11 protein-coding genes are annotated in these 13,179 nt (G+C 43.8%); 3 read left to right on the top strand and 8 right to left on the bottom strand.

Going from position 1 to position 13,179, the window contains the following annotated elements; genetic code table 11:
• Positions 1-34: 34 nt before the first annotated feature.
• The 4 genes from BUC17_RS00990 to BUC17_RS00975 form a co-directional block, all read right to left on the bottom strand.
• A complete protein-coding gene (locus tag BUC17_RS00990; protein ID WP_073360534.1) occupies positions 35-643 on the bottom strand; it encodes a DUF6705 family protein in 609 nt (202 codons plus the stop codon).
• A gap of 273 nt (positions 644-916) precedes the next feature.
• On the bottom strand, positions 917-1,504 hold the full coding sequence (locus BUC17_RS00985) for a globin family protein (RefSeq protein ID WP_073360531.1): 588 nt from the start codon (positions 1,502-1,504) through the stop codon (positions 917-919).
• A gap of 16 nt (positions 1,505-1,520) precedes the next feature.
• Positions 1,521-1,946: a hypothetical protein gene (locus BUC17_RS00980; protein ID WP_073360529.1), complete on the bottom strand. Its 426-nt coding sequence runs from the start codon at positions 1,944-1,946 to the stop codon at positions 1,521-1,523.
• A gap of 87 nt (positions 1,947-2,033) precedes the next feature.
• Positions 2,034-2,513 carry a nuclear transport factor 2 family protein gene (locus tag BUC17_RS00975; protein ID WP_073360527.1) on the bottom strand — a complete coding sequence of 160 codons (480 nt, stop codon included), beginning with the start codon at positions 2,511-2,513 and terminating at the stop codon, positions 2,034-2,036.
• A 476-nt stretch (positions 2,514-2,989) separates the two neighbouring features.
• Between BUC17_RS00975 and BUC17_RS00970 the strand changes: the two genes are divergently transcribed.
• Entirely contained in the window at positions 2,990-3,568 is a 579-nt protein-coding gene (locus BUC17_RS00970; protein ID WP_073360524.1) for a hypothetical protein, read from the top strand.
• Between the two features lie 3 nt (positions 3,569-3,571).
• The gene (gene mfd, locus BUC17_RS00965; RefSeq protein WP_073360521.1) at positions 3,572-6,928 is read left to right on the top strand and encodes a transcription-repair coupling factor; all 3,357 of its coding nucleotides are present in this window, start codon (positions 3,572-3,574) and stop codon (positions 6,926-6,928) included.
• A 34-nt stretch (positions 6,929-6,962) separates the two neighbouring features.
• Here mfd and BUC17_RS00960 read toward each other — a convergent pair whose 3' ends face one another.
• The 4 genes from BUC17_RS00960 to BUC17_RS00945 all read right to left on the bottom strand — a co-directional run bounded on the left by BUC17_RS00960 (position 6,963) and on the right by BUC17_RS00945 (position 10,928).
• Entirely contained in the window at positions 6,963-9,140 is a 2,178-nt protein-coding gene (locus BUC17_RS00960; protein ID WP_073360518.1) for a M12 family metallo-peptidase, read from the bottom strand.
• 44 nt (positions 9,141-9,184) lie between these two features.
• Positions 9,185-9,547, bottom strand: a complete 363-nt coding sequence (locus BUC17_RS00955) for a YraN family protein (protein WP_073360515.1) — start codon at positions 9,545-9,547, stop codon at positions 9,185-9,187.
• Between the two features lie 3 nt (positions 9,548-9,550).
• On the bottom strand, positions 9,551-9,943 hold the full coding sequence (locus tag BUC17_RS00950; RefSeq protein ID WP_073360513.1) for a four helix bundle protein: 393 nt from the start codon (positions 9,941-9,943) through the stop codon (positions 9,551-9,553).
• 88 nt (positions 9,944-10,031) lie between these two features.
• Positions 10,032-10,928, bottom strand: a complete 897-nt coding sequence (locus BUC17_RS00945; protein ID WP_083544708.1) for a S66 peptidase family protein — start codon at positions 10,926-10,928, stop codon at positions 10,032-10,034.
• A gap of 158 nt (positions 10,929-11,086) precedes the next feature.
• On the opposite strand from BUC17_RS00945, the gene metG reads away from it, so the two are divergent.
• The gene (gene metG, locus BUC17_RS00940) at positions 11,087-13,144 is read left to right on the top strand and encodes a methionine--tRNA ligase (protein ID WP_073360509.1); all 2,058 of its coding nucleotides are present in this window, start codon (positions 11,087-11,089) and stop codon (positions 13,142-13,144) included.
• Positions 13,145-13,179 lie beyond the last annotated feature (35 nt).

Genomic DNA, 13,179 nt, shown 5'->3' with positions numbered 1-13,179 from the left:
AAAAAAATCCTATCAAAAGACAGGATTTACATTTTTAAGGTTGCAACAATAAAATAAAGTCCCTCGCTGGGAGCGGATTTGGCGGAAGCACCGTTCCTGCGGGTTTCCATCGAAGTCTCCACCCCATACTAGCTTGTAAAGCGGGTTGTCCATTGACCGTTATTCTTTTAAGCAATAATTGCCCTGAAGATTCACTCTCACTATGACTTATGCTCGTTGCGAGGGTTTTTTCACCCACTTGACATTCATCACACAACGGACTGTCATGGAGAACTACCAAGTTGCCATAAATAGTGTAAAATCCGCAATCACTAAAATTTTCATTCAATTGTGAAAGTGTATTCACTTTCTCAACACCATTTTCTATGTACTGGTATTCGCCATAGATAATGTCTTCAAAATAAATATTGTTTCTGTTAGACATTTTTTTCTGTAAAACAAGTTTTAACTGGGTTGTTCCGTCGGTAAAGACCCATGTACCCACATAGGGGTCTAACACATGATATAGGTCTTTAAAGTAATACCCATAAGGTAAATCATTAGATCCGTTTAAATGCTCATCAGTGATGTCAACAATCTGTGTTTGTGCTTGGATTTTACCAAATACAAATAATATCAGTAGTAATTTATTTATATATTTCATACAATTCAAATTTAATTACATGGCACCCCTGCTACGCTAAGTTGTTGCCCAGGCAGTGCATTGGGGTTGGTGTTGAGTTCTAATTTTTCCCATTGGGTAAGGTCGTTGTTTGCGGCTTTGACAGATAAAAAATAAATTGGCGCTCAAACACATACATGTAAAGTTCGTAAAAAAATGACATACGAACTACAATTTTAAGCGCCAAATTACAAAGCAACCTAAAAATACAAAAAGGCCTCCCATGGGAGGCCTCTTCACTCTAAACAAAAACTACTATTGTTGAACAATAGGCGCTCTTAGGGATTCCAATACCGCAACGATATCGGTATACAATTCGGTGTTGGCTGCTACGCCGTTTTGTTGTGCGGCAGCGCCTACATACCCGACAAATTTGGTGTAATCGGCATTGGTTGATTTTACGCCCATACGGGGGTTAGTCGCAGGATTGTGCGCATCGACCATATTGAGTCCCGTGTAGGTATTGACCGCATTGGTTCCTCCCGTGTTGAACGAGAAAAAGTCGGTGAGGTTGTCAACAAGAATTGCCAAGTTGGTGGTGTTCCCTGCGCCTACCTCGGCCAAAACAGGTGCAAAATGGGCACTCAAATTCCCTGAAGCCCCCGCTTGAATATCGGCGACGATCAATCCAACCGTGGTATTAACCACTTTGCGGTAACTCAGACGCCCTTGTTCGATCATCTGTCCTGGGTTATCGGGGTCATTGACCATCGTAGTGCCGCCCAAGCGCGCATAGATGGAGGGTTTGGCTGGTGCGCTGTTGTCATCATCGTTGTTGCACGACGTGAAAGCGGCGGCTAGAAGCATTACCGCTACGAATGCGGTTCGTTTTAACATTTTCATAGGTACGAATATTAGATTAATTAAAGATTCCTTGCACAAAAGAAGAGAAGCGGTAACTCCAACTATCTTTCTTGATCACGGGACAAGCTTGGGCATTGGCCAATTCGGCGGGGACCACAAACCGTTGGGCGTTGTAGGTTCCTTTTTGCATCAATTGGTCAAAAACCTGTTGGCTGTTGGCGACCGTATTGTCGTGAAAGTAGACCACCACATTGTTTTTTACAATGACATCGCTTTTGACGCCCGGTATCGCACGAAGCTGTTGCGTCACGGTGGTGGATAGCGCGCTGTCTAAGGGCTGTTCAAAATCGATGCGGCTCACTTGAATGTGCGCATTTTCGACAGGCTTGGCGGTGGCAATATGGGCCACCAAAATGATAAAGAAGAGTAAGAAGGTGCCGAATAGCGAACCTAAAATCACTTTTACTTTTTTCCGTTTCATGGGGTTTTGTTTTTGTTTACCCTTTCATATACGGAGAAAAATAATCCTTGGATGTATACCCCTAAAAAAAAGTTCCCGAAGGAACTCTTATTTTTTAGAAAGCTGCTGGATCAGGGGGTCTTCCAGAGGCGCTTTTATTTTGATCACGGCATCGGTGGTATCGTTGGGAATGGTCATAGACAAGACGTAGTGCTTGATTTTCCAACCTTGCGGAGTTAAAATCAGCACACCACTTCCGCGACAAATCTTCATTTGGGTGTTGAGCAATTCATCAAACCAGGCCATTTTTCCATCGGCAGAAAAATAGATATGGCGTTCCAAAGCGGTAAAGTTCCAGGCTTTCCCCCGATCGAAATAGGGTTTGGCAAACGCTTGAAAGGCTTGCTTATCCCAATTTTCAGTAGCGTCGGTGCCGATAAAAACTGACGATTCATCCATTGCAGCAAAATAAGCGTTGAAATTGGCCGTAGCCGCATCTTTGTGCCATTGATCGAGCAATTGATTGACCGCTTCTTTGGGCGTTTGCGCGAAGGCGATGGTGGTGAGGAAGAGGAGGAGGTGTTTCATGGGTGGTGATTAGTGACTAGTGACTAGTGACTAGTGATTAGTGACTAGTGACTAGTGATTAGTGATTAGTGACTAGTGATTAGTGACTAGTGATTAGTGACTAGTGATTAGACATTTGAAAGATACAAAAAAAGTTGGCTTATATAAAACACATTGCCTCATCGACACACCTACCTAACGGCAGGCAGGTTGCCTCATTGACACATTGACACATAGCCCCATTGACACATCGACACATAGCCTCATTGACACATTACCCCATCTTTCCAGCCCCGGTAGAGCCGGCATCCTCCCGACCTTCGGAAGGGAGATATAGGCGAAAACGGGAGGGGGCGTGTTGAGGAATGGGGGCGTGTGCTGCCAAAAAATAAAAGAGACTGCCTGTGGGAAGTCGGAAGCGGGTATAAAACTTACCGTTTCTTTAACGATAAAACTCCAAACTACTTTCTTATTTTTGCAAGGCTTAATGGCAGTATATGAGAATCGGTTGGTTTATCGTGGTGTGTTTGGGTTTGTTTTCGTGTCAAAACGACAATGCGTCGTTGAAAGCGGAGCAGGCGAAGGAAGCACAGAAAAAAGAGGTGGTGTTTGAGACCATTACTTCGGGTTGGTCGTTTGACATCGCGCCGATTGAGCCCACGACGCAAGCGCGATTGAACGGCTGGATGGAGTGGCGCAATTTTTTGCGGGAGGTAAACCAAAAACCGAAAAGTACGTTGAATGCTTTTCAGAAAAAAGCTTCGGTTTTGGTGACCCAATCGGAGGCGTTGGTCAATACCTTGCCGATGGAATTTAACCAACCTGCGGTACGTGCCCGACTGAAAGTAATCAATACCAAGTTGAAAAGTTTGGATTTATTTATTCACCTCAATCAAACGCCCGCGGCCAAAGTGGTGAAGCTGATTGGCGAAATCAATACTGAAATCGAGTATTTGCAATTGCAATTTGAAGAAATTGTGCAGCGCAGTTTGATTCCCCGCGAACCGGGAGAGCCTGATTTTGTGAAGATGAAAGACACTACGCGTGCCATACCGAATACGCCTATAATTCCCTAAGTTTTGAGTAAAAGTACCCTGCTCTCGGTGTACCAAGCGTCACCCAAAGTTGAACAACTGGCTGTAGCGCTCCGCCAACCGGAGGCTAAAATCAATGTTCGCGGTCTTTTGGGATCGGGTTTGTCGTTTGCGTTGGCGGCTTTATTTGAAAAAATGGATCGTCCTTTTTTGGTGGTTTTCAACGACAAAGAAGAGGCAGCGTATTACCTCAACGACTGGGAGCAACTCTTGAACGAACAAGACGTGTTGTTTTATCCGGGTTCGTACCGCAGGCCTTACCAACTGGAAGAAACCGATAATGCCAATATTTTATTGCGTGCGGAAGTCTTAAACCGCCTCAATTCGCGCAAAAAACCTCCTTTTTTGGTGACCTATGCCGAGGCCTTGTTTGAAAAAGTGGTCACCAAGAAAGAGCTGGAGAAAAACACCTTAAAAATTGCGGTCAACGACCAAACGAGCATTGATTTTATCAACGAAGTCTTATTTGAATACCACTTCAAACGGGTTGATTTTGTTACTGAACCTGGTGAATTTTCGGTGCGCGGGGGGATTGTGGATGTATTTTCATTTTCGAATGATCATCCTTACCGTATTGAGTTTTTTGGCAATGAAGTGGATTCCATCCGCAGTTTTGATGTAGAAACGCAATTGTCGATTGAAAAGCTGAAAAAGATTGCTATTATTCCGAATGTGGAGCATAAGTTTTTTGAGGAAAACCGCGAGCGTTTCTTGGATTATATTGATCCTTCGACGGTGTTGTTTTTTCAACATTCAGAAATCTTAGGCCAACAGTTGGATAAGTTATTTGCCAAAGCGACCGAGGCTTTTCAAACGTTGGACAACGGCATTCGGCATGTATCGCCGGAGGAGTTGTTTGTACATGGAACCGATTTATTACAACGTGCCGAGCGGTTTACGGTGGTCGAATTGGGTAATCAGGTGCATTATCCCTGTACGATGACGCTTCCGTTTTTGATGCAACCGCAGCCTTCGTTCAACAAGCAATTTGATTTGTTGTTGCAAAATTTGGGCGAAAATCATTTTCACGGGTACAAGAACTATCTGTTTTGTGGAAATGCCAACCAAGCCCAACGTTTTCATGATATTTTTGAGGATATCGACGAACAAAATCACGAGAGTATTCGCAAGCAATACCATACGGTGGTTATGCCTTTGTACCAGGGATTTATCGACGAGGAGAATCAGTTGGTGTGCTATACCGACCACCAGATTTTTGAGCGGTACCATCGTTTTAACTTGAAAAACGGGTATTCCAAAAAACAAACCCTAACGCTAAAAGAGCTGACTTCCTTGACGGTGGGTGATTATGTTACCCACATCGATCATGGGATTGGAAAATTTGGCGGGTTGCAAAAAATTCAAGTCGAAGGAAAAACGCAAGAGGCGATAAAACTGGTATATGCCGACAATGATATTGTTTATGTGAGCATTCATTCGTTGCATAAAATATCAAAATACAACGGTAAAGACGGGACACCTCCGAAGATTTATAAGTTGGGATCGAATGCGTGGAAAGCGTTGAAACAAAAAACGAAAGCCCGCGTCAAGCACATTGCATTCAACCTGATTCAGTTGTATGCCAAACGGCGTACCGAACGGGGGTTTGCCTGTGCTCCGGACAGTTATTTGCAGAAAGAATTGGAAAGCTCGTTTATTTACGAGGATACGCCCGATCAATATAAAGCCACGCAGGATGTAAAAACCGATATGGAAAGTGAGCGTCCGATGGACCGTTTGGTTTGTGGGGATGTTGGCTTTGGTAAAACGGAAGTAGCCATTCGCGCGGCATTTAAAGCGGTAGACAATGGCAAGCAAGTAGCGGTTTTGGTGCCGACAACCATTTTGGCCTACCAACATTACCGAACGTTTTCGGAGCGTTTGAAAGATTTGCCTGTAACGATACACTATTTGAACCGTTTTCGAACAGCAAAACAGAAAAATGAAACGTTGAAACTGCTAGAAGAAGGGAAGGTTGATATTATCATCGGCACCCATCAGTTGGTGAGTAAAGACGTGAAATTTAAAGACTTGGGCTTGCTGATTATTGACGAGGAGCAAAAGTTTGGCGTAAATGTAAAAGACAAACTCAAAACTATTTCCCATACCGTTGACACCTTGACGTTGACCGCGACACCGATTCCGCGCACCTTGCAATTTTCGTTGATGGCGGCGCGTGACTTGTCGGTGATTACAACGCCACCACCCAACCGATATCCGATTGAAACGCAGGTTGTACGGTTTCATGAGGAATTGATTCGCGATGCTGTTTCGTATGAGATTCAGCGCAACGGTCAAGTCTTTTTCATTCACAACCGCATTGAGAATATCAAGGAGGTTGCGGGAATGATTCAGCGGTTGGTTCCGGATGCGCGCATTGGCATTGGACACGGGCAAATGGACGGCAAAAAGTTGGAAGAACTCATGTTGGCCTTTATGAATGGGGAGTTTGATGTGCTGGTGTCGACCTCGATCATTGAAAGTGGCTTGGATGTTCCAAATGCGAATACCATTTTTATCAATAATGCCAATAATTTTGGGTTATCCGATTTGCATCAGATGCGCGGACGGGTGGGACGCAGCAACAAAAAGGCGTTTTGTTACTTTATTACGCCGCCGTATTCGGCGATGACCGATGATGCGCGGAAACGAATTCATGCCTTGGAACAGTTTAGTGAATTGGGCAGTGGATTTAACATTGCTATGAAGGATTTGGAGATTCGTGGGGCCGGTGATTTATTGGGAGGCGAACAGAGTGGGTTTATCAATGAGATTGGGTTTGAAACCTATCAAAAAATCATGAATGAAGCCATTGAAGAATTGAAGGAAAACGAATTTAAAGAACTTTATCCGCAAGACAATGACCCTGAAACGAAGGAATATGTCAAGGATTTACAAATCGATACTGACTTTGAGTTGCTGTTTCCCGATGATTATATCAACAACATTACGGAGCGTTTGAACCTGTACAATGAGTTGAGCGCCATTAAAGATGAAAAATCCTTAGCCGAGTATGAGCAACGGGTTGTGGATCGTTTTGGTCCCTTACCGAAACCTGCCAAAGCGTTGATCAACAGCATTCGCATCAAATGGAAAGCGACGCAATTGGGAATTGAAAAACTCCTTTTGAAACAAGACAAAATGGTGGGGTATTTTATTGGAGACCAACAGAGTGACTTCTACCAAACCCAGCGTTTTATGCAAATCCTAGAATTTGTGCAACGCCATGGGAACCTTTGCAAGATTAAAGAAAAGCAAACCAAAAATGGCTTACGCTTGTTGATTACTTTTGAACACGTCAAATCGATTCACAAAGCCTTGGAATTGATTGAACAGTTATAAAAAAATGCCATCGTGAGGATGGCATTTTATTTTTTTACTTCTTCACCACTTTAAAATGGGCCAATCGACCTTCCTCAAATTGTAAGGTAACGAAATAAGTCCCTTGTGCAAAAGCTGTAATGTCAATCGAAAAGTTGGAATCCCTTGGGATTTCACGAAGCAACAATTGTCCCATAACATTATGTACTACCACTGACTGCACGTTGGTTTTGGACGTTACAAATACCTGTCCGTTGGACGGATTGGGGTAATAGGTAAAATCAATTCCTTGGAAATCGCCCGTGTTTAAATTGGGGGTACATCCGATGTTGGCAACCCAACCGGCATCGGTGACAAACGCATCCGACTTGAATTGTAGCGTTAGTGAACCGTCGGTAGCTGAGGACACAAAAGGACCTGGGATTTGATTGCCCGTAAATCCTAATCCACCATTAAATTCAGGCGCTGCAGTTGAATTTCCATCATAAATGTATAAATAATCGTAATCTTGCTCCAAGCTAAATTGCGAAAAGGTGAGGGTAATGCTATTGGCGGGAACGTTCGGAATCAAGGTACGAATCATCGTTTGTTCATCATCATAATCGCCTGTTGCCCCTCCCGTATCGGTAAATACCGAACCAGCACAAAAAACATCATCGGTCATAAAAATTAGTTGACGCCCCCCGATTTCTAATCCGCTGGGGCATTCTGGCGCAACTTCAATCACATAATAGCTGTTGGGTGTTAAATTTGTAGCCGTCAACGTATTGGTTGTCATGGTCGTCCAACTTCCCGGGGTTGTGCCGAACAAATAATAGCGAACGCGCCATGCGGTAGCTCCAGTTACATCGATCCAATTGAAGGTCGCTGATGTTTGTGTTGTTGTTTCCAAAACGATACGTTCCACGGTATTGATACACGTATTGACACAATCGGAGCTGAGGCAAGAGCGCAGAGCAAACGTATCCAAAATACGTTGGGCAGGCTGCGGTCCAAACCCGTTGGCTAAATCTATGCCCACATTGCTCACCAAATGGCAATAACTCATGATGGTACCTGAGGAAGGAATCGTCAACGGATCAGTACTACACGAAGCTCCCTCCGCTGTGGGTCCGATTCCTGCTGTGGCACAATTATCTATAGCCGTATTGTTCCCATTCCAAATACAAGCATGTGTGTGAGGCGCCCCCAAAATATGTCCAAATTCATGCGTAAGCACAAGCACCGTCCATGAATAGGTAGGAACCGTTTGAAAATCAAATTCAACATCAGAATAACAGAAATTTTGAGAAGAACACAAACCGTCAATAGTTACGGCTACACCGCCCAATCCGCCAGCGTCAATGCCCAACAACTGTCCCACATCTCCATCAAAAACGGGACGAACTTGATTGAATTTAAACAGGTAATCTACAGAAGACGTGCCAATACCTTCATACGGATCGGGTTCGGTCCAAATCAAGAGCGTACGAAAAGCGATGGTAATTCCGTCATTTTCAAAAAGGGTTTGAACATTATTGTACACGGCAGTCATCCAATTGGTTGCCGTAGTTGTATCACTGCCGTTTTCTTGGTAGAGGTTATAGTCCATTTCAAAATAGGTCGTTGCACATTTTGCCGATTGCGTCGTATTAGGCACACTGCGTGCTTGGCGCATCATTGCGGGTCCGTCGTCGGTGAGACACTGAAACGGATGCGGAACTTTCATTTTTGCATCGGAGTAAACGATGTAATCGCTGCTGTTTTTGAGGGGTCCGACCACAAGGTTTTGAAACGTACTGCCAGAGATAAGGCCACTCAATGAATTTTCAAAAAAAGTAAGTGACGCGACCGAGCGGTAATCGTTCTTGATGATACCACGGTAATACACGCCAGGCGTATAGGATACCGTTTCACCGCGATGGGTAAGTATCTTAAACCCTTCGGCAAAGGGATTAACGCGGTACAACCGAAGCACAACGGACGCTCCTTGATAGGGAATTAGTACTTCAAGTGTTTGCGGACGTTGATTGTAAATTTGTTGAATAGCCGCGGTTTGTAAAGTAGCTATTGTGGACGCTTCGACCACATTTTCAATAGTTGGATTGGGCACCTCTGACTTCGGTTGGAGCACCGTAACCGTTTGAAATGACGCTCGACGGTCTTCAAAGGACTTTACTTGCTGACCCACACGGAATTGGGCGAAACTTGTCCAAACAGACAATGCCGCTAAAAAAGTAAAAAAACGAACCATAGCAATTTCTTTTTTTGTAAAAATACAAAATAGATAGCTTTTTTCTAACTAAAATAATAGAACGCATCTTCAAGGTGTTCCAACACGGTTTGTCCCTCCAACTGATGGATTGCAATAATGTCGAAACGCACCTTCACCTCCCACGCTTGCTCTTGTACATAGGCATTTACGGCTTTTACCAACAATCGGATTTTCTTGGGTTTAACAAAATCCTGCGGCAATCCCATTGCGATACTGGAACGAGTTTTTACTTCAATAACCGCCAGAAGATCATCTTTACGGGCCAAAATATCGACTTCTGCCTTTTGATATATCCAATTGGTTTCTAGGATAGAGTATCCGTTACGCCGCAGAAAATCAACCGCTAAGGACTCCCCTTCCTTTCCTAAATCATTATGTGCAGCCATAACTTAGGTCCACAAAATCGTCCTCTTCGACCGTGGAGCCCGGCCTGTTTGTACCCGCTCCCGCAATAGATTGATGCTGGCAATCAGGATATTGATCTTGTGGATGAGCGGACGATTGGGCGATATCTCTTCAAAATCCAACAGCACATTAAACATGAGTAAGGTCCTTAATTCATAGGCGGCACCCAAGGTAAAATCCAAATGTCTTATGAATACATCAGGTTTTGGGGCTTGATAAGCCAACATAATGTGGGTGGGAACAAGTACCGCAATTTGCCGCAAAATCGGCGTGTAATAAAACGTTTGATAATAACTATCCGTCGCCGTGAGCTGGTACAAGTCGCTGCAAAACTGACGGGATCGCTCCCAAATCTCTGGGTCATGATACATATTCATAGGGTATGGCGTTTAAATGATACCCAAAAATATAAAACGAATACCAATCTACTCGTTTACAAACACTTATTACCAAAAAAAAATCGTGCTAAGGATGAAACACCACATGACTTTCGGTTTCCGTCACATCAAGCGTTACGGTGCGACCAAAAATCAGCGCGCGATTATCGGCGATATGTCCTGCAGGAAAATTGTAAATGATAGGAATATGGTAATTCTTGGTGATATCTTCAATAATTTCGAGGGCATTTTTCCCCCAAGGAATTTCGTTATCGTGCATTTTGGTCATGCTTCCCACGATAATCCCTTTTAGTGATTCAAGGCAACCGTTGCGTTTTAAGTTCATTAACATACGGTCGATGTGGTAAAGGTATTCGTCTAAATCTTCTAAAAACAAAATTTTATCCGTACAATCTATCGCCGAAGGAGAACCAAACAAGCTGTACAAAATCGAAAGGTTTCCGCCCACAAGTTGCCCGGTAGCCGTTCCTGTGCGGTTAAGGGCATCGCAAGGCAAATGGTATTCCAACGTTTCCCCAAACAAGGCTTGGCGAAGCGATTCTTTGGCAGCCGCACTTGATTTGGCATTGACCGGCATAATCCCGTGGATAGATTGCACGCCCAACGTATTCAAATGACTGTGCAAAACCGTAACATCACTAAATCCCACCACCCATTTAGGATGCTTCAAAAATTGGGTAAAATCTAATAAGTCGATCATCCGAACCGTTCCGTAACCGCCCCGCACGCACCAAATCATTTTGATGTTGGGATTGTCCATCGCGGCTTGAAAATCGGCGGCACGTTCAGCGTCTGTTCCCGCCAATTGATAATGGTCTAGTCCGATGGTCTTCCCGATAACCACTTCGAGTCCAAGACTTTTCAACCACGTAATGGCTGGACCAAGATTATCGTCAAGATTTTTACGGGCAGTAGCCACAATCGCTACGGTATCGCCTTTTTGTAGGGAAGGAGGTGTTATCATTTTTCGTTGCGCCAATAGGTTGGATGAACAAATCGTCACCCACAAAAATAGAATTAATGGTTTCATTCGCCAGAATGCTTCGGGCAAATATAAGAAACTATATGTTCGTGATTTTGGGCAAATGCCGTACTTTTGCAAAAATTTAGTACCTCATCACAATGTCTGATTTTCCAAAACGCTACACCGTTACGGCGGCTTTACCCTACACAAACGGTCCTATTCACATTGGTCACTTGGCTGGCGTTTATGTGCCTGCCGATATTTATGCGCGTTACCTTCGATTGCAAGGGCGCGATGTGGCGTTTATGTGTGGAAGCGACGAGCATGGGGTGGCTATTTCGATGAAAGCCAAAAAAGAAGGCATTTCTCCCCAAGAAGTTATCGATAAATACGACGGTATCATCAAGCAATCATTTGCTGATTTTGGAATTTCCTTTGATAATTATTCGCGTACTTCCGCAAAAATTCACCATGAAACTGCGGCTGCATTTTTTAAAAAACTGTACGAACAAGGCGATTTTATTGAAGAAACCACGGAACAACTGTATGATGAACAGGCCAACCAATTTTTAGCAGACCGTTTTGTCACAGGTACCTGTCCCAAATGCGGCCATACCGAGGCTTACGGCGATCAATGTGAAAAATGCGGGTCTTCGTTGAACGCTACCGATTTGATCCATCCCAAATCGACAATCACAGGAAGCACACCGATTTTGAAAGCAACAAAACACTGGTTTTTACCCCTAGATCGCTATGAAAATTTCTTGAAAGAATGGATTTTAGAGGGGCATAAAAACGATTGGAAACCGAACGTTTACGGTCAGGTCAAATCTTGGATTGACGACGGTTTAAAACCCCGTGCGGTCACCCGCGATTTGGATTGGGGCATTGATGTTCCTGTTCCCGGAGCGGAGGGAAAAAAATTATACGTATGGTTTGATGCTCCCATTGGTTACATCTCAGCGACCAAAGAATGGGCGCAAAAAACAGGTAAAGATTGGGAACCCTATTGGAAAGATCACGACACTAAATTGGTGCATTTTATAGGTAAGGATAACATTGTTTTTCATTGCATTATTTTCCCCGCAATGTTGAAAGCGGAAGGTAGTTTTATCCTTCCCGACAATGTACCTGCCAATGAATTTTTAAACCTAGAAGGCAACAAACTTTCGACTTCCAAAAACTGGGCGGTTTGGTTGCATGAATACCTTTTGGAGTTTCCGGGCAAACAAGATGCTTTGCGCTATGCCTTGACTGCAAATGCGCCGGAAACCAAAGACAATGATTTTACTTGGAAAGATTTTCAAGCACGAAACAACAATGAGTTGGTCGCCATTTTTGGAAATTTTATCAATCGTGTGGTCGTGTTGACGCAAAAATACTATCAAGGTATTGTTCCAACACCCCATGCCTTTACGGAAGTGGACACCCAAGTGTTGACCGAATTAAAGGCTTATCCGGCAGTTATCGCCAGTTCGATTGAACGGTACCGCTTTCGGGAAGCTCAAGGGGAATTGATGAATGTGGCGCGTTTAGGAAATAAATATTTAGCCGAGGAAGAGCCTTGGAAAATGATCAAAACCGATCCCGAGCGCGTGCAAACACAGCTTTACATTGCCTTACAAGTAGCTTCTGCATTAGGGTATTTATCGGAACCCTTTTTACCCTTCACCGCCCAAAAACTTCGCTCGATGTTGCGTATTGAAGCCGAGGGTTGGGACACCATATTTACTCAGGAAACGCTATTACCTGCGGGACATGAAATTGGGCAGGCTGAGCTGTTATTCGCCCAAATCGAAGACGAAGCTATTCAACAACAAATCGATAAATTAGAAGCGACCAAAAAATCAAATACCATGACAAATCCGGAAGTTACCCCTCAGAAAGAAACTGCTACTTTTGATGATTTTTCCAAAATGGATTTGCGTGTGGGTACGATTATTGAAGCAGAAAAAATGCCTAAAGCCGACAAACTTTTGGTGTTGAAAGTAGATACTGGCCTGGATGTTCGAACCATTGTGTCGGGTATTGCCGAACATTTTACTCCTGAACAAGTCGTTGGAAAACGAGTGACGGTATTGGTCAATTTGGCCCCAAGAGCATTACGTGGTGTAGAAAGTCAGGGCATGTTGCTACTCACCCAAAACACCGAAGGTCAATTGGTATTTGTGAATCCCGATGCAGAAGGGGTAGCGAATGGAGCGACGATTAGTTAAAAGAAAATTTATTCATTTTTAATTTTATATAAGCC

Source organism: Flavobacterium fontis, assembly GCF_900129405.1.
Taxonomy (GTDB): Bacteria; Bacteroidota; Bacteroidia; order Flavobacteriales; family Flavobacteriaceae; genus Flavobacterium; species Flavobacterium fontis.
The sequence above is the reverse complement of the archived record's forward strand: the minus strand, read 5'-3'. Positions and strand labels throughout refer to the sequence as shown.